The following is a 22,577-nucleotide window of genomic DNA, read 5'->3' as shown; positions in this document are numbered from 1 at the left end:
GACAGCAGCGTAGGTATCGATACAACTTCGGCACGACGCTAAATCTGTGGCGAGGGAGCTTGCTCCCGTGACGATTAGACAGCCGACGCCTATCTACCTGACACACCACGATCAAACTGTGGGAGCGGGCTTGCTCGCGAAGGCGGCCTGACAGCCGACCAGGATGTTGGGGCTGACCGAGTACATATCCGTTATTTAGGTAACGGCCACTTAGGGTTCCGCCCTGACGGCGGCTCACTTTTGAAAAGCCGGAATGCCGGCCCAGACAAAAGTAAGCAAAACGCTCTTGCCCCACCACTCGGCACCTCGCTTAGGCTCGGTGTGCCCGTAATCCGCCAGTGATTTAGGGGGCCGCCGCCACGCGCCATCCATGGCGCGGGGCGGCTAAACCGGCATCCCTGCCGGTTTACCCCCAAAATCACTGTCGAATTCCGGCCAGCGTGGTTTAACGGGGCGCCTGAGATCAAGATCAAAAGCAGAGCAAGAGCAAGAGCGACTCGCTTCGCATCGTGGTTACCGTTGAGCTTACAGAGTTATGTAGATACCTATGCTGCGATAACGGTGTGTCAGCCAGCCCATTTGCAACTGACGGTCCGCTATCACAGGCAAGCCAGCTCCCACATTTTGCTCCGTGCTCGGCCTCAGGATTTCGATTCGTTGATGATCTGGCGAATCGCGCCGACGAAGGCTTCAGCCGGTTGCCCACCGCTCACCGCATATTGGTCATTGAAGACAATGGTCGGCACCGAACTCACCCCACGGGAAACCCACAGCTGTTCCTGCTCGCGGACGTCGGCGGCGTATTCATCGCTGGCAAGAATCTCGGCGGCGCGCGCAATGTCCAGCCCTACGCTCTCGGCGATGATCGCCAGGGTCGCGTGGTCGGACGGGTCCTGACCATCACTGAAGTACGCCTTGAACAGCGCTTCCTTGAGGTTGTACTGCAAGCCTTCCAACCCGGCCCAATGCAACAAGCGGTGCGCATCAAAAGTGTTGTAGATACGGCTCTGGCCGTCGGTGCGAAACGCAAAGCCCAATGCGGCGCCCATGTCGCGGATGCGCGCACGATTAGCCTGGGACTCTTGCGCCGTGGAACCGTACTTTTCGGTAATGTGCTCGACGATGTTCTGACCGCTGGCGGGCATGTTCGGGTTCAGTTCGAACGGCTGGAAATGGATCTCGGCCTGCACCTCGCTGCCAAGCTGGTCGAGGGCTTCGGTCAGGCCGCGCAGGCCGATGATGCACCAGGGGCAGGATACGTCGCTGACGAAATCGATTTTCAGGGGAGTACTCATGGTGGGGCAACCTCGCGTGCAGTCATGCGCATACATAAAGGTTGCACGATACACCACCTTCACAGCACCTTCGAAGGCTCGCTCAAATCGATCTGCGCCCAGTGCGCGGCATCCTGGCGATGGGCTTGCAGATAGGGCAGCACCGCCGCAAGCAAGGGCGCCTTGAACGCTTCCTGAAAACGGTGGGCCAGGCCGGGAATCAATGTCAACTGGCTGCCCTGAATATGCGCGGCCAGGTGCACGCCGTGCATCACCGGCAGCAAGGGGTCGGCGGTGCCGTGGACCACCAGGGTCGGCACGCGCAGTTGGTTGAGCAAGGGCACACGGCTCGGTTCAGCCAGGATCGCCATGATCTGGCGCTTCACGCCTTCGGGGTTGAAGGCCCGGTCATAGGACAGCGCCGCCTGGTGCAACAACGCCTGGCGATCGTCCTTGATGTCCGGGCTGCCCAGCGCCGCGAGCAAATCCGCCTGTTGCTCCAGCGCCACTTCGCGATTGGGCGCGCTGCGCCGCGACAACAACTGCACCAGCGCCGCGTTCGGCGCGGGCAGGCCCTCGGCGCCGGAGCTGGTCATGATCAGGGTCAGGCTTTCCACGCGCTGTGGCGCCATGGCCGCCAGGTGTTGGGCGATCATGCCGCCCATGCTCGCGCCGAGTACGTGAAATTGCTGCACCTGCAACGCATCCATCAACCCCAGGGCGTCGTCGGCCATATCGGTCAAGGTATAGGGCGCCGCCACCGGCAGGCCGAGCTTGTAGCGCAGCACTTCAAAAGTCAGGTTGGCGCTCGCCGGTGCCTGCCGCCAGGTGGACAGGCCGACGTCACGGTTGTCGTAGCGAATCACCCGAAAACCTTGCTCGCACAGGGCCACCACCACTTCATCCGGCCAGTGAATCAACTGCCCGCCCAGGCCCATCACCAGCAGCAATGCAGGGTCGGACGCACGGCCAATACTTTGATAGGCGATGCTCACCTGAGCCAGGTCGACCGTTTGGGTCGGGACATTGACATCACATCGAGAAGCCGCAAAAGACGGCAGGCCGAACAGTAGAGCGGCCACTAAAAACAACACACGCATGGAAAACACCGAAACGCAGAACCCCAGTAGAGCGCGAGTCTGATGAAGTTTGTTCAAGCGCGCTGCCACAGTTCGATGACAGTTTGATGAAAGATGCCCGACGGTCATCGCGATACCTATATGTCACCGAGCACTTTGCCTGTCGCTCTCTAATAGGATTTTGACCTTACAGAGCACATCAACGTCATGACCCTGCCTTTCACGCTTGTTCCACCACGTCCGCAGCCGCAAGCGAACATCGACGACGACCTTTTATGGGACGCCACGCAACGCTGGCAAGACTGCCACCGCGGCATGCTCGCACTGATGGCAGGCCTGCCGACCGTACGCGACTCAATCAACCGGCTGCTGCAGGAACACCTGCAACTGGACGGCGAGCGCGTGGGGCTGGAGTTCTTTGCCACCGAGCAACGCAGTAGCCGCCGAATCACCTTGACCGAAGCCTGCCTGTATATGCAGCAGCATCCCACCCTGGACACGACGCAGATCCCTGCGGGCAAAATGCTCTATATGCCGCACAAGCATTCCCTGGCGGATTACCCCGTTGCCTTGTTATTGGACGAACTCAAAACACTGGACCTGGAACAAGCCATCGATGACAACTGGCTGCGTTATTGGCGCACCCAACGCGCACCGTCGGCCCCGGTAACCTGCCTCAATCGGGCGATTGAGTTCTACAAGATCCACTTCGAAGCCAGCGCTGAACATCTACTGGCCGAGGGCAAGGTCAATGCCGAAGCCCTCGCGCCGTTGTTTTCGTTGATCAACCCGGCACCCGCCACCCCCACAGGGCAACGAATCTATACCGAACAAGTGCTGCTCAAAACCTCCCATGCCACCACCCTGCCCTTGCCCGGCGCCTGGGTGGTGACCCTGGATACCGAGCCACCGACCCCGCAGCTTTTATACGTGCCAAGCCTCGCGCCCGCGTGGCATACCTTCACCCGCCGTACGGACATGGAGCGTTGGCTGCTCGACCGGCAACAAACGTTGTTTGCCTCCACCACCATCGACCCCTCGGCAAGCATCGAGTACAAGATCAAGAACCGCCCGTTGGACGAGGGCATCGGGCTCTGGCTCAAACAACTGACTCAAGCGCAGTATCAGGACGCGATCAGCGCTGTGGCCAACCTCAGCCTCGACGAGGCTTATCAAGCCCGCCTGACCATCGATCGACTTGATGCCCAGCGCCAAGGCCAATCGTTATTTGCCGCAGCCCCTTCGCTGCCGGAAGCCGCCCTCATAGACCCGCAGCTCCCCCAGTTCGGCCAGTTGAACAACGCCGTGAACGCCAGGGCACGACAGGCACTGGTGCGCCAACAGCGCCACGCCCTCGAACAGCTGTTGGCCGGCGACGAACCGAGCGGGCCGGCGGGTTCTCATTGGCAGTCTTTACAACTGCAACTGGACGCACTGAAGGTTCAGCAGCATACGGCGCAAAAGTCGGCGCACGCCATGCTGAACCGGCGCCCTCTGGATATTGCTGCACTCAACACTCACTATTCGGCGCTCTACCAGGCGCGCCTGCAGGGTTTGCGCATCGAAGCACAGATTCAGCGGGCCTTGAACCAACTCAGTGACGACGAACTGCTGGTGATCGAAACGGCTCTGGCAACTCCTCTGCCTGACGTCGTGGCACTGACGTTATCGGTCACCCCGCCTGGCAACACCACGCCCACTCGCAGCGAACTTAAAGGGCCGCTGGTTTTCCTTCCTCCCCAAGACCCGCAGACGCCCACCACACGAGACGGCAGCCATATCCTTTATTGGCCTGGCAGCGATGGAGCCTTGCAGCGCTTCGCTTCGCGCCAGGCCCTGGAAGAAGGCGTGTTCGCAATCCTCCCCGCAGATAGGGTCCTGGCACTGCAGTTCACAGCCTTGGAAGGGGACCCATTCGACTACAGCTTGAGCGGCCAGCAGGCTGCTTTCGAAGAGCAGGCCGCACGTGTACGCCAAACCTGGTCGGCGCCGGAGCAGGCGGCAACACTTGCCGTGGAGCTGGAAAAACTGCGCGAACAAACGCTGCCTTCCCTGTTGATACCCGCCAACACGGCGCGCGAGGCCGCGTTTCTACAGCTTGTCGAGGATTACAATAGCGACGTACTGACCCAACAACTGCCATCGTGGCTTCGCACTCAGTCCGCTGAGAACCAAGAGGCGCTCAAAGCCCTGCTTGATGCTTATATTCCCGCGCTCAAAAGCTCACAAACGCTGCAGGATCGCTCCCTGTCAGCACGCGACGTGTTTGTCAGCCAACAGATCGAGGCACGTTTACGCAAGGATTTCGCCCTGGGCAAAGGTTTTGCCCTCGCGCTGGACCTGCCCGACACGGTTGAACAACAACGCGACATCATTCCCGGCGCGGCGCCAAGTACCCCCGTCAAGGTCGTCAGTGTTCCCAGCGTTAAACGCAGCAAGATGGACCTGGATGAACTGGCCCTGCGCAACATAGACGACGACCTCAGCAGGCGCCTGGCTTTCATGAAACTTGAGGTGACGGCCGATGACCCGAGCGAGCTCGCCACCCTCAAAGCCGGCGTCACAAGTGACTACTTGAGGAGCATGGTGCCGGACCTCAACCTGGCCAAACAGTATGAGGACCTGATCTTCGCGACATTCAGGGGCGTGCGGGGCGAGTCCATGCACCAGAAGCAATACCGCCGCGAATGCCTGATAGAACCACTGCGCCTGATGCTCAAGGCGCAGGGCATGCTGGCGCGCATGCAAAACCACATCAGCGTCGGCGAACTGAGCCTGCTCAATATCGCAATTGATGCCGACACTCACGACGCCTGGAAAGTGGACGGCAAACACATCCGCCTGCTGCCGGCTCATTTGACCGTCGGCGGTAAGGACACGGACGAGGAAACGCCAATTACGCTATCGGGCATCACATTCATTGAGGAAAAGAGCTCGGGCAGCACATTACTCTACCTGCCCGACGCGCCGGACGAACGCTGCCTGCGCGGCTTTACCAATCTCAACCAGGCTCGTATTGCCCTATTTGAACTGTGCCGTCTCGATTCGATGGTTGAGTATGTCGCAGGCCGAGCAATCAAAGGAGATGTGCGGGCACACATCGGGCGCATTGACCAGGCCACACACAAAGGCTACGACGCAATGATTCAGGCTGGCGTCCCCTGGCCGCCTACCACCTCGCTGGCGGCCCATCAGTTGAACGCACACATGGGCCGGCTGATCGAAGCCAATCGCAATGACGCACGCTCCAACGATGACCTGGCGCAAGAGAAGTACGCGCTCAAAAGCGGTGAGTTGCTCAACGGCATCAAAATCGCCCTGGGGTTCGTGCCTTTTATCGGCACGGCGGTGACACTTGCCGATGCCGGCATCAGCCTGTTTGAAGCGGTAACGGCATTCAGAAGCGGTAAGACCGGACAGGGTATCGAACAATTGGCTTCGGTATTCGAGTGCCTGGTGTTTGCGGCCCTGGACAGCGTGTCCATTGCCGCAGCGCCCGCCGCCCGAGGCAACGTGGCACGGCAACTGACCCGCTCGCGCCAGGTGAAATCAGGCGCCCGCCCTGGCTTCTGGCGGTCCGTGAAGGCGCGCCAGGGCCCCCCCCCCAGGCAACGCTTTGCGGGATACGAACATTCTGGTTCCCTGGATGCAGGCACGCTGCAACCGGTCAGTGTGGGGCCTTACCGGCACACCTTGCGTCATACCTCCGGGGAGCATTTCATCCTCAGCGAAGGGCGCTATTTCAAGGTCAAGTTCGATCCGACGAGTCACGAGATGCGCCTGGTCGCCCCCGGCAAATATTACGCCCCGGCCATTGCCCTGGACCAAGCGCAGCAATGGGATACCTACTCGGCCCTGAACGGCGGTCGCCTTACAGGCTATGGCGGCGGCAGCAGGCGCACGCGCGGTGGACGGGTAAACGTACCGCCGGCGGTGGAACGGCAACTGCCGGCTGCCGCGCTTGAGGTCAACATGCAGCGGCTTGAACTCGGTAGATCGGCAATCAAACAACTCCAGGAGTTCCATGCCCAGGTGATGAAGAGCGACGTTAAGCTGAAAAAATACCTGCACGACTATCCGGACCAGACAATCGTGTCCGCTCAAAAGTCCGCAGATAGCAAATCGCTGGATGTTGACCTGATCAAAGACCTCGAAGATGCAAAGAAAACGTATGGGGTGTTGGAAGACGCCAAGCAGAAGCCACTGCGCCTTCCGGGAGCCGACATCCCCGAAGAGCTCAACAGAACCGCTCATATCATCTCGGATCGACTGAACCGCCTGCTCGAAAACTCAACGAACCGGTCCCTTGGGCTGGTTGACCGGGCCATTGCCATCAATGGCGAACTCAACAGTGCAACTCTTGTGACTGGCCGGCGCCTGATATTGGCCAGCGAACTCCAGCAGGGCCGCCTTGAACTGCTCACGGAACTCAACCGCCTTGAAACATCGATAAAAGACATGGGCACCTGGGTCAAACGCATCACCGACAGAAGCTCACGTACGGAGATGGCCACCCTTCTGGATCAATGGAAAAACCGGTTTACCAGCCTGCGCATAGCCTCCATGAGAAGCGGCAATTTGATGCAAGCCCTCACCCGCTTACCGCAAACCATAAACATCGACTGGATCTACCTGGAAAACGCAGTACAGCAACTCAGAACCCAATTCGATCGTACCGTGACCACGCACATGAACCTCCCCGAGGCCAACATCAGCAGGGTTGAACGCAACCGAATCCTGGAAAGCTGCATCAAGGTCTATGAAGAACTGTCCCGCAGCCTGATCGCCTGGAACAACCGGTCGCCCGATCACTTCGACCCCACCTTCCTGCCCCTGCTGCAAGACAACCTCAAGCGCCTGATCCAAAAAGCCCGGCATGCCATAAAAAAGCCTGCGTCCGAACCCAAGCCGAGCGCGGCTCAGGCGGCCTTTGAAACGGAAGATGGGCAATTATTGATCGGCACCGAAAAACCCGCCGGCCAACAATCGCCGCGACAGTTCATCATCAATGACGCCGATGGTGCGGTGGTGGAAGTCTGGGACAACGTCAGCGACAGCAACACCTTTCGCTTGAACACGACCCAAAGCCGCCCCGTGGCCGGCTCACGAAGCCTGCCGACGGACGTGAATGCCGTTGTCGCGGAAGCTCGTACGCGCCTGGGCGCGGTGGAGGCTTTCGAGAACAACGTGCGAAGCTACAAGACCATGGAACCGGTCAACCTCGAACATATATTGCACAGCGAAGCCAATGCCCTTGAAACCCGGGCCAGCCACATACAATCCCTGGATGCCGGCAACCCGCTCGTCGAACAATTGCGCAGCCGCGCCACAGCGTTGAAGCAATCCGGGGAAGCGCTGCGGATCCAGCGCAGCCTGGAAAGCAAGACACCCACGGAGGGTTATCTGGATTACCTGATGGAAAAAGGTCGGGTGGTGATTCGAAAGCAAGGCACACGTCAGAAGCTCAGGGGCAAACGCCCCGACGGGCAAGACGATTACCTGCAGGAGTACGAGGTTTACGATGCGACCCGACAAGGAAAAGCCGACAAACCGATCTGGTACGCGCACTTTCACTATGAAACGCAGCATGCAGCGTTCGACAGCTTTCCCAAGGCGCATCTGAAACTTGCCGATCAACGCTACCAGGGGATGAAATGGCAGGCGGCAAAAACAGGTGCTGGAGCCACCTTCGCGGACACCACCATCTGGCGTGGAGATATTGGTCCACCGTTTGCTAAAAAGCACTTTCAGCCATTGGGATAACCATAATGGCGCAGCGGCCAACATGAACAGTTCTCAATGAATTACCATTAAGCACAAATTTCATTCATGGAGGCCGCCGTGCTGGAAATCCGTCATCTCAAGACCCTGCATGCGTTGCGTGAAGCCGACAGCCTGGTGGAAGCCGCTGAGCGCTTGCACCTGACCCAGTCGGCGCTCTCCCACCAGTTCAAAGAGCTGGAAGAGCGCCTGGGCATGCAGCTGTTCGTGCGCAAGACCAAGCCGCTGCGCTTCACCAGCGCCGGCCTGCGCCTGCTGCAATTGGCCGACGCCACCCTGCCGCTGCTGCGCGGCGCCGAGCGGGATATTGCACGTTTGGCCGGCGGCACCGCTGGGCGCTTGCACATGGCGATCGAGTGCCACAGCTGCTTCCAGTGGCTGATGCCAACCATCGACCAGTTCCGCGATGCCTGGCCGGAAGTCGAGCTGGACCTGGCCTCGGGTTTTGCCTTCGCGCCGCTGCCAGCGCTGGCCCGTGGCGACCTGGACCTGGTGGTGACCTCCGACCCGCTGGAACTGCCGGGCATCACCTACGTGCCACTGTTCACCTACGAAGCCATGCTGGCGGTGGCCAACCAGCATGCGCTGGCGAACAAGTCGTACATCGTGCCAGAAGACCTGCTGACTGAAACCCTGATCACCTACCCGGTGGAGCGTGACCGCCTGGATATCTTCACCCGCTTTCTCGAACCGGCCGATGTGGAGCCGGCCCAGGTGCGCACCTCGGAGTTGACCGTGATGATGATGCAACTGGTGGCCAGCGGCCGTGGCGTCTGCGGCATGCCCCACTGGGCGCTGCATGAATACAGCTCACGCGGGTATGTGAAGGCCAAGCGGCTGGGTGAGAAAGGGTTGTTTGCCACGTTGTATGCGGGCATTCGGGCGGACATGCTGGATGCGCCCTATATGCGGGATTTTCTGCTGACGGCCAAGGACACCTCGTTCTCCACACTGGATGGGGTCAGCGCCGTGCGTTGAGCGGGCTTGTGTGGGAGCCGGGCTTGCCCGCGATGCAGGCACCGCGGTGGTTCAGTTACGCCGTGGTGATGCCATCGCAGCATAGGTATCTACACAACTTTATAGGCTGTAGCAACCGGCGGTAACCCGATGCGAAGCGAGCCGCTTTTGATCTTGATCTGCTTTTGATCTTGATCTCAGGCGCCCCGTTAAACCACGCTGGCCGAACGCAGGCTTGAATTCGTGGGTAACCCGGCAGGACGCCGGGTTAGCCGCCCCGCGCCATGGATGGCGCGTGGCGGCGGCCCACGGATTCAAGCCTGCGTTCGGGCACACCGAGCCTAGGCGAGGTGCCGAGTGGTGGGGCAAGAGCGTTTTGCTTACTTTTGCGCTTTTCAAAAGTGAGCCGCTGTAAGAGCGGAACCCTAAGTAGCCGTTACCTAAATAACGGATATGTACGCGGTCTGATCCAATATCCCAGTTGGCTGCCAGGCCGTCTTCGCAGGCAAGCCAGCTCCCACATTTGGATCGCGGCGCGTCAGTTAGATCAGCGTCGGCTGTCAGATCGTCACGGGAGCAAGCTCCCTCGCCACAGGTTCAGCGTCGTACCGAAGTTGTGTAGATACCTATGGCCATCGCAGGCAAGCCAGCTCCCACAGTGAACTTCAGTCAACCTATAGTTCGCGCCACATATGGATCTTGTCGAAGTACTCGACGCCCACCCGCACCGCCAAAGGCTCCAGGCCGTACTGGATAAACCCGCACCGCTGGTAGAGCGCAAAGGCTGCGTCATTGCCGGCGGTGACAGTCAGTTGAATCAGCTTGAGGCGAGGATGTTGGCGTGCCTCTTCGAGCGCCGCTTCCACCAATTGCCGCCCCAGCCCTTGCTGTTGATAAGCCTCGGTCACGTACATACCGAACAAGGTCACCTTGTGCCGTGCCTTTTCCCGGGGCTCGAACGCCAGGCCGACAATGCCCGCCAACTGATCGCCCTCGAAGGCGCCGAGCAGCCGGTCCAGCGGGCTGTCGAGGCGCTTCTCCCACCAGCTCAACGGCATCGCCGCACGCTCGGCCACGCTGGAGGTGAACGCCTGCGGGTAAGCGCTGTAAGCCTCGAGCATCAACGCCCGATAGGCTTGCGCATCGTGGGTGAGCAGTTGACGGATCATCAAGCGGTAGCCAGCGAATTGCGATAGAACGGCAGGATCAAATCGCGCGTCAGAGGTGCCAGGTGCAGGCCGCCGTCACCCATGGGATCGATCCAGCATACTTCTTCAATCTCTGCAGCGGGGGCGACTGGCACGTCGATATGCACTTGGAACAACTCGGCCTGCACGATAAAGCCCGGCTCGTTGGCGGCAGGGGCCGAGAACTCGCCAAGGTAGACGGCTTCACTCGGATCGATGTGCAGGTTCAGCTCCTCATGCAGTTCACGCGCGAGCGCCTCGGTAGGCTTTTCACCGGCGTCGATCTTGCCGCCAGGCTGCATGAAGGCCTGGGTGCCGCGCTTGCGTACCAGCAAGGTCTGGCCATCGGGGCGGATTAACAACGCGGCGGCAATGCGGATTTCTTTGGCCATGGGAAGCCCTTCCCTCAGATTAAAAAGTTGCCAAGGATCCCATGCACAGTCGGCTCAAGCAACTCGCTCACCACGACGACATTTTTGCCGACATACATGCACCGCAAGGCCCACTGCCGCCAACTCTACACTCACAAACTCAATTTAAGCCGCGCTCGCCGCCCAGTGCGCCATGCCCTTTTATAAGAGTTTCTCCATGCATATTTCCGCGCAAGAACCGTCTGCTGACGAACCGCAACCGCTGCAGGCCGATGAACGACTGAATGACCTCATCCGTAACCTCGACCAGCTCAATGCCCAGACATCCCAACTGATCCAGCAACAGCCCAGTGTCGGCGGCGTATACCAACAGCAACTGGCAGAGATGTTTCCCGATGTACATTTGCCCATCGATCCAAACCAGATTTTCTACAGTCGCTATCGCGAAGCCCAGGACGGGCAGAAGCAATTGCTGTCCTGCGAATCTCTGGGCTCGCTGCTGACCAGGTTACGCGCCCCGAATGCCAAGGCTTATCTGACCGAAGAGAGTGGTGCTTTCTACCGGCAATGCGACACGCTGGATGCAGGCCAACGCCTCTCGTCCACCGCCTCGCCGGCGATCTTCGCCGTCAGGCTGGAGATGGCCACTGTCCAGAGCCTGAATAGATTTTGGGACACCGCCGAGCCTGACCAACCCAACCCAAACGCACAACTGATCGCATTGCGTCGACAAGTGCTGACCCATCAACTGGCATTGCGCGCACTGGACGGCACACTCTCGGCCCAAGGCAGGGCGCTGGCGGACGCGGTTCTCAAGTATCCCAGTGATGCGGCGCGGGAAAAGGCGCTCGCCACCGAAAACCGGCCGCAGGTTTATCAACTGGCACTGGAGGACGGCAGTGAGTTCGCCGGAGCATTCATCCTGAGCCCCCCACACGACACGTCTGCCGAGGGCCGCGTGATGCTGTATAGCCCGGGCGAAGAGTTTGAGGAATTTGACAACCTGCAACGTTTGAATGAAACCGTGTCGGCGCGCATAGCAGAAGGCGGGCCGGCAGGCCAGCTGCTGATCGCCAGCCTGTCGAACGCCTCGGGCGCCGCGCTGAGCGGTGCATACGTGTTGGCGACACAGCCTCCACGGATCAGCACAGACGTGATTGCAGCCAGTGTTCGCTCACTGCGCATGCTGCAACATTATGCGATCCGTTACGCCGTACGCAGGGCAGTATTGCCGGAGCCAGACGAGCTTGATCGGGTTGCAGACCTGGCGCTGCAACTGGATGTCGCCGGTGCTTTCGCCGCACGCAACCTGCGCCTGGTAGAGGTAGAGCCCACATGGTTGAAAACCGTCAGTGCGCCAGATCAGGCCCTGTACCGACAACTGGACAAGGCGTTGCTGGACAGCAACCTGGTACTTATTCCGTTACTTGAGAACATATTGAGCCTGGAGGCGTTCTCTGAAGCGCAAACCGACAGGGTGCTCAAAACCCAGAAACCGGTGTATGCCGGTGTGGATATCGACCCCTACAGAAGTCTGGTGCATCTGCGCGCGTCGGCGCAGCAGGCTTCCAGGTCGGTCGAGGTACGCGGCTATCGCGACATAGACAGCGCCGTCGTCTACGTCAGCGAAGACCCCAAAATCGATATTCCGCAGTTTTTACCGCGTAAACACCTGACGTGGGGCACCTGGAGAACCTCCGTTCTCGTAGACCTGCGCACATTGGCCAGTTATGCCCGACGCAACGTCGAACCGTTTTCCGTGGGCGGCCTGCTGACAACGATCAGCGCCACCGCCAGCCTCGTCGACACCGCCGGCGTACAGCACGGCAGGCTCGGCAATAGCGATTTGCGTGCGCTCGCCCAAACGGCCGACATTGGTCAAAAGTACGACGCGTACTTGCGCAGTGCCTTCGCGCAAAGTGGCGCCGGGAGCACCTTCGCGGCGGCCTGGCAAAACGCCTGTGCGGCGCAATTGAACCTGGATGCCCTTGAGGCTCGGCTGAACCCTGATGCTCATAAGCTATTTACCTTTCACACACCCGGCAGCGGGCTCGACTGGATACGGACGATAGCGCAGCACCCCGACTCAACCAACCGCCCCAAAGTCAGCGACCACGATATAGAGGTCAACCTGCTGGTAATGGGCGGTGCGCAAGCCAGGGGGCAAGGTGGGCAAGTGCTCAATCGCGTGCTGGTCATCAATCGCAAGGGCACCCAGCCATCCGGCGTCAGTGTGCTGTATACACCGCAGGCGCCGGACGGCATGCCCTTCAGGGAACTGGCCAACGGCCTGGCGGACCTGGATGCGCTTAAGGTGAAACCCGAATGGCGGGCCTATTTCAGGTCGCGCATGGCAACTCAAGATGCACAGGAAGTTGAGCGAATCTTTAACGATAAGCGCGGCGTACACCGTTATGCCTTGACGCCAATCACCGGAAATCTGCATGAGTATCTGTATTCGGCGCAATTGGGCTTTCAACTGGCTCACGCCGATTACCGCACCCGCAGTAATGCGCAAATTTTGCGCGAATCGGTGGCGAACGCTTTTATGTTCGGCGTTGAGGCCGCCGATTTACTGGTGGGGCTGATCCCCGGTAAAGCCACGCTGTCACTGCTACGCCGAGGTATCAATCGTGGCCTGGCCCTGTCCAGACAGCTGGGGCGCCGGCTCCCTGGGCTGGCCAAAAAAATCGGTACTGATAAGCACACCAGCATCGCGCTGACCAAAGCTTCAATCCGCCCGTTGGAACCCGCCTGGGTCGATGTGGCGCCGTATCGGTTGCCTGAACGAATCGAGGCGTTCTTTGACGTCGAGGAGTTTGCCCTAACTCACCGATACAAGCTGTCACGCCAGTCAGGCAGCACGCCGTTTTTTTTGGACAAACACAATAAGCAGTTCATCGCAATGCGCGACCAGGCAGGCCGCTATCACCTGTATCAATCCTATGTAGACGACGGCGCACGCTATGTAAAAGACCCGGCAGGCAACAAGGTGGACTTTATGGTCGTACCGGGAGACGCAAAAAGCTGGAAGCCGCGCTTCCAACGCAACGCCCAAGGCGGCGGCTCCGTTCTAGCTGCCCTGCGCACTCCTCTCACCCCTGAACAGCAAGTGGATGCGGACCTGATCGCCGCCACACGGACTTTCGCAACAAACGAAGGGGAGATGCGCGATTTCTTGAGCGTCATAGAACAAACCGGCACCTCCCAGAAACTCAACCTGATCACTCACGCCCGACAACGGCTCGGCGGCCTTGATGAAGTTGAATTTCGTCGCTGGCTGTCGAACCCGAAACGCTTGAGCCGCGCCAATCAAGAGCGATTACATAACGCCCTGTTAAACCTGCGGTTCGAACTGGTCACGCTTGAACATATACACCTGTCGACACGATACCTGACGCCACGTCTGTCGGCGCTGGACAAGGAGGAACTGTTTAAAAAAGTCAAAAGGCTCATTGGCAAAAACGACAACTTCGACAAACAAATCAGAAAGTCGGTTTCCGTTGTTGACCCCGATACAGGCGCACAATTTGTAGGGTACGCCATCACGAATAAACACCTGACTGCGATGAATAAATTCTCGGCTAAATATGAACTTGCTACCTGGCAAGACGCTGCGCTAATAGAATTTTCAAACGATCCCGCACGCCTCACACGCATTCATGAACTGGCCTCACATCTGGGCATTACGCGACAAGAGGCGACCTATCGATTCTTATTGCTGCCTGAGACACAAGAAACCCTGGAGGCATTCCTCAGAGCTACCGTCAAGGCAAAACTCGCCAAGCTTCAAGTCCCCTCCTTTTCAGAAGACTTCAAAAAAACCGGCATTCCCTATATCGCCCTGTCCCGAGGCCAGCCAGGTGCAGGCGCTGGCATAGCCATGGTGGACAGTCGAGACGTCATAGCCTTTGAAAAAGCCCTGCCCAAATTTTCAACGCCTCTGGAGTTTGAAGCCCCCCGCGTTCAAACCCATAAGGTGGAACGGCCAGGGCCGGCCCTGCCTGTCGTCCCGCCAGTACCGCCCATTCGCGATCCACACCTCAATGTCGTGAAGCTGGATGATCTGGTGCAAACCCAGAAAAAAATCCTATCTGCCGCTGCCACGGCCAAACTTGAGCAAATCATCCAGGATATTCAGGCCGGTCGTCTCAGCCGCAAGCGAATCGGCAACTACACCTATGTTGATTTACCCCAGGTAGAGGCCGGGTCGGGGCGTGGTCTTTGGCGAGTGGCAATTGAACAGAACGGCAAAGAAAGTGGCAAAGATGTCTACATCATCAGGGGCATCTTTGATTACCACGGCGGCAAGCACGTAGCCTGGGGCGTATAGCTACAGGAGTGGCACCACCTCGTCGGGCGACTTGATAAACACACTGTACTTGGCGCCCTCCATGGCCTCGAACGCGATCAGCTTGTCCACCAACGGCAGGTTCAGTACCTTGCCGGCATTGAGCAATAACATGCCGTTGTCGGCATTGAGGTTGCGCGCCAGCACCATACCGGCTTCCAGCTCACGGGTAGTGAGGACTTTGACCGTAGGGTCGCCCAGGGTCACATCGCTGAGGAAAGCCGCACAGGCTTGCACAAAATCTTCCACCAGCGCCGGGTCATACAGCCGCCCGGCGTACTTGCGGATATACAACAGCGCTTCGTCGCTATTGAGGTGCCGCTCCAGGATCAGGCCTTTCTGCAGTTCGATAAAGTCTACCGCCAGCTTCAGCAGCCGTGAGCCGGGCGGGATCGTATCGCCCTTGAGGTGGTCGGGAAACCCCGTGCCGTCCCAGCGCTCCTGGTGATGACGGATGATGCGCGCCGCGTCCTTCATCGGCTCCAGGGTCATCAACAGCGACTCGCTCTGCCCCGGATACTCCCGGTACAACCCACGGTCGCTGCTATGCAGTTTGTCCGACGGTGCAACCATCATGCTGTCGGTCCAGCTCAACTTGCCGATGTTGTACAACGCGGCGGCCATGGTCAGGTCACGGGTGCTGGCTTCGTCCATGGCCTGGGCAGCGCAATACACCCGGATCAACTCGATCAGCGCGCGGTTGGTCTGTTTATCCTTGGGCAAGCGCAGGTTGGCCAGCAGCGAAAACACTTCGGTGCCAGTCACGTAGCTGCGCTTGAGCTCGTCGTAGGCCAGGTCGAGCATGTCGGCGGTTTGTTGCAACTCGGCGGTACGCGCCGCCACGCGTTTTTCCAGGGTGGCGTTGAGCAGCTTGAGCTGTTCGGTCTGATCCCGAGCCAGGCGCTCAAGCCGTTGATGCTCAAGGGTCTGCTGCAACACCAGCTGCAACTCTTCGTCATTCCAGGGTTTGCTGATGTAGCGGTGGATCTGCCCGTCGTTGATCGCCTTGATGATGGTGGTGAGGTCGGCGTAGCCGGTGAGCAGGATGCGGCTGGTGGCGGGATACAGCCGGTGGACCTCGGCCAGCAGCGTGGCGCCGTCCATGCCGGGCATGCGCGCATCGCTCATCACCAGGTCGATAGGCCGGGTCGTCATGATCTCCAGCGCCTGGGCGCCGCTGGTGGCCAATACCACCTCATAGGGCTGGCCGCGCAACAGGCGGCGCAGGCTGTTAAGGATCGACTCTTCATCGTCGACCAGCAAAACGGCGGACTTCGTAGCGAGTTGTTCATCCATGGCGACTCTGCCTTCAAATTAAACGAAGCTAGGCTAAATTGAATCCGTGTTGCACCAAAACGATGTTGATTTGACGCCAACTGGCCGTCGATATCAAGGGAACTCGACTATGCTGCAGTGCATGCTCGCGTCCCGTTCAGTTGTAGAACCAGGGAAGGAATTGTCATGCCATCAAGCCTTTTGCACGTGCCGAGTGCGCCATGAGGACGGAATCGGGCCGGGCCAACCGGCGCATCCTGATCGTGGATGACACGGCTTCGATCCACCAGGATTTTCGCAAGATCCTCTGTGCCGACGAGCACGGCGAGCCCTCCCTCGACACCCTGGAGTCCACCCTGTTCGGCACCACCGCACCGGCGCGCCAGGCGTTTGACCTGGACTCCGCCTACCAGGGCCAGGAAGCCTTGGCGCTGGTCAAGAAAGCCCGGGACGCCCACTCGCCCTACGCCATGGTGTTTATCGACATGCGCATGCCCCCAGGCTGGGACGGCCTGCACACCATCGAACAGCTGTGGGAGGTGGACCCCAACCTGCAAATCGCGCTCTGCACGGCCTATTCCGACTATTCCTTCGAGGCCATCGAAGCGCGCCTGAAATACAACGACCAACTACTGATTCTGAAAAAGCCCTTCGACCACCTGGAAATCCGCCAGATGGCCAGCGCCCTGACCTGGAAGTGGCAACTGTCCCAGGACGCGGCCCTCAAGGTGATCAGCCTGGAGCGCACCATCGAGGAACGCGTGCAGGAGCTGCTCAAGGTCTCGCATTTATTGCAATACGACGCCCTGACGGAGTTGCCCAACAGCACGTTGCTGGGCGACCGTCTGACCCAGGCGATCGCCTTGGCCCGCAGGCACGACACGCAACTGGCGGTGATGTTTCTGGGGCTCGACCGCTTCAAGCGCATCAACAACGCCCTGGGCTATCCGGCAGGCGACGAGGTGCTGGCGCAGGTGAGCCTGAGCCTGGTGGCGGCGGTGCGGGCGTCGGACTCAGTGTTTCGTTATGGCTCCGACGAGTTCGTGGTGCTGCTTAACGATATCCAGCATCCCCAGCAAACCCAGCACATTGCGCAAAAGGTACTCAATGCCGTCAGCGCGACTCGCCATGTCGCGGGGCATGACCTGAGTGTGAGCGCCAGCCTGGGCATCAGTATTTACCCCGATGACAGCGACAATGCCGTGGGCTTGCTCAAGCATGCTGAAACCGCGATGCGTACCAGCAAAGAACGCGGCCCGGGGGATTTCAGCTTTTACACCGAAGACATGAACCTGCGCGCCCAGCACCAGCAAAACCTGGAAAGCGCGATCCGCCAGGCGCTGGACCGCGATGAGTTTGTGCTGCATTACCAACCCAAGCTGGCGCTGGAGTCCGGGCGCATCGTCGGTGCGGAAGCGCTGACACGCTGGTTTCGACCGCAGTCGGGTTGGGTCAGCCCGGCGGAGTTCATTCCGGTCGCCGAAGACAGCGGCCTGATCGTACGCCTGACTCAGTGGGTACTGCGCCAAGCCTGCACACAAGCCCAAGCCTGGCGCGAAATGGGCCTGGCGCCCCTGCGCATGTCGGTGAATATCTCGGCGATCGACTTTCGCCAACGGGACTTCGTCGACAACCTGGCCGCCATCCTTAAAGAAACAGGCCTGGCGCCCACCCAACTGGAACTGGAAATCACCGAAAGCGTGCTGATGCAGAACGTCGACGAAACCGTGGAAACCCTGCAAAAGATCAAGGCCATGGGCATCCGCCTGGCCCTGGACGATTTCGGCACTGGCTACTCCAGCCTCAGCTACCTGCGGCGCTTTCCCATCGACGTGCTGAAGATCGACCAATCCTTCGTGCGCGGCCTGCACATCAATAGCCAGGACGAACAGCTGATCAGCGCTATCATCGGCATGGGCAAGAGCCTGGAACTGAACATCATTGCCGAAGGCGTGGAAACCGTCGAGCAACTGAATTTCCTCAAAGCCCAGCAGTGTGAGGAGGGCCAGGGTTTTCTATTCAGCAAGGCGCTGCCTTCGAAAGATTTTGTGCAGTTGCTGCAAACGGATAGCGCGACACTGATGCCGGATCAATAAAATAAATAGCCCTGGGCCTGCAAGGAGTGCTCGCTTGAGCAACGTCGTAAACCACCGTTCCGGCCTGATGTTCGCGTTATGCCTGGGCACCGCACCGCTCTCAGCCGCGCCGCTGAACGAAGCGCTCAAGCCCTTGCCGGCGGTTCCAGTACTGGACCCGGCCAAGGTTGAGCTGGGTCGCCAGTTGTTCAATGAGCCGCGTTTGTCGGTCAACAACACCTTGTCCTGCGCGAGCTGTCATCAACTGACCAGCGGCGGCGCCGACAACAAGCCGTTCTCCATTGGCTTTGACGGCAAACCGGTGCAGATCAACACCCCTTCCGTGTTCAACGCCAGCCTGAACTTCAAACAGTTCTGGAACGGTCGGGTGGACACGCTGGAGGCCCAGGTCGCACAGGTGGTGACCAGCCCGGTGGAAATGGGCAGCGACTGGAACACCGTGGTGCACAACCTGGCCGCCCTGCCCGCCTACCAGAACGCGTTCAAACAGGCCTACCCCAATGGCGTCACCGCTTCCAATGTGCAAAACGCCCTGGCCACCTATGAGCGCACGCTGCTGACACCAAACTCGAGGTTTGACCAATACTTGTTGGGCAACACCGATATCCTGACCCGCCAGGAAAAATACGGCTACCAACGCTTCAAGGATTACGGCTGCATCGCCTGTCACCAGGGCGTGAACATTGGCGGCAATATGTTCCAGAAGTTCGGGGTGATGGGCGACTACTTCAAGGCCCGCGGCAACCCGCTGGAATCGGATCTGGGGCGCTACCTGCTGACCCAGGATGAAGAGGACCGCCATGTGTTCAAGGTGCCCAGCCTGCGCAATGTGGCCGTCACGGCGCCGTACTTCCACGACGCCTCGGCCAGGACGCTTGAGGAGGCGGTTGACGTGATGTTCAAGTACCAATTGGGGCGCAACCCGTCCCAGGAAGACAAGGACCTGATTATCCAGTTTCTCAAGACCCTGACCGGCGAATGGGCAGGCAAGCCGCTATGAGACGAGTGTCACGCCGGCGCACCGGCCAAATACTGCTAGGCCTCATGACCCTGTTCCTGGCCTCGACCCTGGTGTTTCTGTACCTCAAGTCTTCTCGCGACCAGACCGCCAGCTATACCCAGTCGCGGGACCTGATTCGTCATCTCAAGCAGCTCAATGCCCAATGGGACAGCGAGGTGCTCAAGGCACGCATCGCAATTACCCACAACTACGACCCACTGGTCGCACCACTCGCAGAAATGACCCTGCTATGGGCCAGCCTGGACAACAGCGCTACGTACCACAGTCCGAACGACCTGCCGCAATGGCAGGCTGGCCGAGACGCCTACCAGGCGGCGATTCAGGAGAAAGCCCGGTTGGTGGACCAGTTCAAATCCCATAATGCGGTGCTGCGCAACTCATTGGCCTTTTTGCCGACCGCTGAAGATGACATCCAGGCCCAGTTCAACCAGATTGACGATAAAGGCCGACTGCAATTGCAAGGCGTGGCCACCGACACCTACGACCTGCTGCTCAGCAGCCTGGAGTTCGCCCAAGTCACCAGCGACGAACGCGCCGCCGAGATCCTGGTAGGCCTGGGCAAACTGGCGGTGAACAAACAGAGCCTGCCCAGTGAGTTTCAGGCAGCGGTGGAGATTCTGAGCAATCACATCTCACTGATCCTGCGCGAACAGCCGGTGGTCAACGAGCTGCTGGAGCGGATTGCCGCCGTGCCGGTGGCCGAGCGTCTGGACGACCTGACCACCCACCTCAACCGGGACCAGCAAGCCGCCGACCTCATCGACCACCAATACCATCGCTACCTGCTGATCTTCTCGACGTTGCTGATGGTGTTGCTGCTCTACCTCGCGGTACGCCTGCTGCGCAGTTTCGCCGAGATCAACCGTGTCAACCGCGCGTTGCAGTCCGCCAACGAAACCCTGGAGCAACGGGTGGAACGGCGCACGCAACAGCTCAAGGATGCCCAGAGCGAGCTGATGGACAGCGCCCGCCAGGCCGGCATGGCGGAGATCGCCACCAACGTGCTGCACAACGTCGGCAACGTGCTCAACAGCGTGAATATCTCCGCCGACCTGGTCAGCCGCAAGCTACGCGCCAGCAAGGCGCTCGGACTGGGCAAGGCCATGCAACTGATCAATGCGCATCAGGGCGACCTGGGCACCTTCCTCACCGAAGATGAAAAGGGCAAATTGCTGCCGGGCTATCTGAACCAGTTGGTCGAAGCGATTGCCGTCGAACAGCAAGGCCTGAGCGATGAGCTGGCGCAGTTAAGCAAAAGCGTGGACCACATCAAGGACATCGTCTCGACCCAGCAATCCTATGCGGGTGCGTCCAAGTTGCTGGAGCCGGTCAACATCAGCGCCTTGATGGATGACGCCCTGCGCATGAACGCCGGCGCGCTGAGCCGTCACCATGTGACAGTGGTCAAGGCGTACGCCCCGGTGCCGGAGATCCTGGGGGACAAGCACCGGCTATTGCTGATCATGGTCAACCTGATCAGCAACGCCAAATACGCCATGGCCAACCTGTCTGAGCGGCCACGGCAAATCACCCTGACGGTCGAATCGGTAGACGACCAGACCCTGAAGATCAGTGTGAAGGACGATGGCGAAGGCATACCGCCTGAAAACATGGCACGCATCTTTACCCACGGTTTTACCACCCGCAAGGAAGGCCACGGCTTCGGCCTGCACAGCTGCGCCCTGGCCGCCGTGGAAATGAACGGCCAGCTCAGCGCCCACAGCGACGGGCCGGGCCTGGGCGCCGTCTTCACCTTGACCATCCCCCTGACCCTTGCCGGAAGCCACTCATGAACCAACCTCCCAACCGGCGCATCCTGCTGATTGATGACACACCGTCCATTCATGAGGACTTCCGCAAGATCCTGATGCCCGACGAAGCCTCCACCCAGGCGCTGGATGACATGGAGTCGGCACTGTTTGGCGACGCGGCCAAACCTCAAACCCAGGCGTTCGAGCTGCACTGCGCCTATGGCGGCGAGGAAGGCCTGGGCTTGCTGACCAGCGCCATGGCGCAAGAGCGCCCCTATGCATTGGCCTTCGTTGACATGCGCATGCCCCAGGGCTGGGACGGCGCCAAGACCATTGAAGAACTGTGGAAAGTCGCCCCCGAGCTGCAAGTGGTGGTGTGTACCGCCTACTCGGATTATTCCTGGGATGACCTGCTGTTTCGCCTGAACGCCTTTGACCGCCTGCTGATCCTGAAAAAGCCGTTCGACAATATCGAAGTCCAGCAAATGGCCAACACCCTGGCCAACAAATGGGACATGGCTCGCCGCGCCTTCCTGCAAACTTCGCAGTTGGAGCAGTTGGTGGAAGAACGCACCCAAGCGCTGCAACTGGAGATCGACGAGCGCAAGCTCCTGGAAAGCCAACTGGTGCAGTCGGAAAAGCTCGCCTCACTGGGGCAACTCGCGGCCGGTGTCGCCCACGAGATCAACAACCCGGTGGGCTTTATTTCGTCCAACCTCAGCACCCTCGACAACTACTTCAAACAGCTGCAACAGATGCTCGATGCCTACCAGCGCAGCGAAGCACACATCGACGCGCCAGAACATCGCGACCCACTCACGGCATTGCGCAGCGAGCTGGACCTGGATTTTCTCAAGGACGACATTCCGATCCTGATCCGCGAGTCCAAGGACGGCATCGGCCGTGTGGTGCAGATCGTCAAGGACCTGAAGAACTTCTCACGGGTGGATAACGACCAGACCTGGCAGTTCGCCAACCTGCAGCAGGGCATCGACTCGACGCTGAACATCGTCGCCAGCGAACTCAAGTACAAGGCCGATGTGGTCAAGCAATACGCGCCCCTGCCAGACATTGAGTGCCTGGCTTCCCAACTGAACCAAGTCGTCATGAACCTGGTGATCAACGCCGCACAAGCCATGGGCCCTGAGCGCGGCACCATTACCATCAGCAACGGGGTGGAAGGCGAAAACGTGTGGCTGGAAGTGGCAGACAACGGCTGTGGGATTGCTCCCGAAACCGTGCAGAAGATTTTCGACCCGTTCTTCACCACCAAGCCGGTGGGCGAAGGCACGGGGTTGGGGTTGTCGTTATCCTACGGGATCGTCAAGAAACACCGTGGCGATATCAGCGTCAGCAGTGAGGTGGGCAAGGGTACGAAGTTTCGGGTGGTACTGCCGATTCGGCAGACGGCGGCGTAGGGCACGCCGCCGAATC

The 22,577-nt window shown here is 59.5% G+C and carries 12 protein-coding genes; 7 read left to right on the top strand and 5 right to left on the bottom strand.

Features of this window, described 5'->3' with window-relative positions:
- Nucleotides 1-641 precede the first annotated feature (641 nt).
- Nucleotides 642-1,295: a DsbA family oxidoreductase gene (locus tag BUE92_RS14015; protein WP_073524355.1), complete on the bottom strand. Its 654-nt coding sequence runs from the start codon at nt 1,293-1,295 to the stop codon at nt 642-644.
- Nucleotides 1,296-1,354: 59 nt separating this feature from the next.
- Nucleotides 1,355-2,374 (bottom strand): alpha/beta fold hydrolase, encoded by a 1,020-nt coding sequence (locus BUE92_RS14010; RefSeq protein WP_073524354.1) that lies wholly within the window; start codon nt 2,372-2,374, stop codon nt 1,355-1,357.
- 186 nt (nt 2,375-2,560) lie between these two features.
- Between BUE92_RS14010 and BUE92_RS14005 the strand changes: the two genes are divergently transcribed.
- Nucleotides 2,561-8,116, top strand: a complete 5,556-nt coding sequence (locus tag BUE92_RS14005) for a dermonecrotic toxin domain-containing protein (protein WP_073524353.1) — start codon at nt 2,561-2,563, stop codon at nt 8,114-8,116.
- Between the two features lie 78 nt (nt 8,117-8,194).
- The gene (metR, locus tag BUE92_RS14000) at nt 8,195-9,112 is read left to right on the top strand and encodes a transcriptional regulator MetR (RefSeq protein ID WP_057012200.1); all 918 of its coding nucleotides are present in this window, start codon (nt 8,195-8,197) and stop codon (nt 9,110-9,112) included.
- A gap of 653 nt (nt 9,113-9,765) precedes the next feature.
- Here metR and BUE92_RS13990 read toward each other — a convergent pair.
- Together BUE92_RS13990 and BUE92_RS13985 are read right to left on the bottom strand one after the other, a co-directional pair.
- Nucleotides 9,766-10,263 carry a GNAT family N-acetyltransferase gene (locus BUE92_RS13990; protein ID WP_073524352.1) on the bottom strand — a complete coding sequence of 166 codons (498 nt, stop codon included), beginning with the start codon at nt 10,261-10,263 and terminating at the stop codon, nt 9,766-9,768.
- Nucleotides 10,260-10,670 (bottom strand): NUDIX hydrolase, encoded by a 411-nt coding sequence (locus tag BUE92_RS13985; RefSeq protein ID WP_073524351.1) that lies wholly within the window; start codon nt 10,668-10,670, stop codon nt 10,260-10,262. The genes BUE92_RS13990 and BUE92_RS13985 overlap by 4 nt, the downstream gene beginning before the upstream one ends.
- Before the next feature lie 196 nt (nt 10,671-10,866).
- Here BUE92_RS13985 and BUE92_RS13980 point away from each other — a divergent pair, with 196 nt between their 5' ends.
- Nucleotides 10,867-14,982: a DUF6543 domain-containing protein gene (locus BUE92_RS13980; RefSeq protein ID WP_073524349.1), complete on the top strand. Its 4,116-nt coding sequence runs from the start codon at nt 10,867-10,869 to the stop codon at nt 14,980-14,982.
- Here the strand turns inward: BUE92_RS13980 and BUE92_RS13975 are convergent, their stop codons facing one another.
- The gene (locus BUE92_RS13975) at nt 14,983-16,296 is read right to left on the bottom strand and encodes an HD domain-containing phosphohydrolase (RefSeq protein WP_073524346.1); all 1,314 of its coding nucleotides are present in this window, start codon (nt 16,294-16,296) and stop codon (nt 14,983-14,985) included.
- Nucleotides 16,297-16,496: 200 nt separating this feature from the next.
- Here BUE92_RS13975 and BUE92_RS13970 point away from each other — a divergent pair, with 200 nt between their 5' ends.
- From BUE92_RS13970 to BUE92_RS13955, 4 genes are read left to right on the top strand one after another with little or no spacing between them, the layout of a single operon-like run.
- A complete protein-coding gene (locus BUE92_RS13970; protein WP_073524344.1) occupies nt 16,497-18,371 on the top strand; it encodes a putative bifunctional diguanylate cyclase/phosphodiesterase in 1,875 nt (624 codons plus the stop codon).
- Nucleotides 18,372-18,405: 34 nt separating this feature from the next.
- The gene (locus BUE92_RS13965) at nt 18,406-19,371 is read left to right on the top strand and encodes a cytochrome-c peroxidase (protein ID WP_073524343.1); all 966 of its coding nucleotides are present in this window, start codon (nt 18,406-18,408) and stop codon (nt 19,369-19,371) included.
- Nucleotides 19,368-21,185: a DAHL domain-containing protein gene (locus BUE92_RS13960; RefSeq protein WP_073524342.1), complete on the top strand. Its 1,818-nt coding sequence runs from the start codon at nt 19,368-19,370 to the stop codon at nt 21,183-21,185. The genes BUE92_RS13965 and BUE92_RS13960 overlap by 4 nt, the downstream gene beginning before the upstream one ends.
- Nucleotides 21,182-22,561, top strand: coding sequence for an ATP-binding protein (locus tag BUE92_RS13955; protein ID WP_073524341.1), 1,380 nt, complete (start codon nt 21,182-21,184; stop codon nt 22,559-22,561). The genes BUE92_RS13960 and BUE92_RS13955 overlap by 4 nt, the downstream gene beginning before the upstream one ends.
- Nucleotides 22,562-22,577 lie beyond the last annotated feature (16 nt).

The sequence above is a fragment of the Pseudomonas fluorescens genome (assembly GCF_001902145.1).
Taxonomy (GTDB): domain Bacteria; phylum Pseudomonadota; class Gammaproteobacteria; order Pseudomonadales; family Pseudomonadaceae; genus Aquipseudomonas; species Aquipseudomonas fluorescens_BV.
Note: the sequence above shows the minus strand (reverse complement) of the source record. Positions and strands in the feature narration are given on the sequence as shown.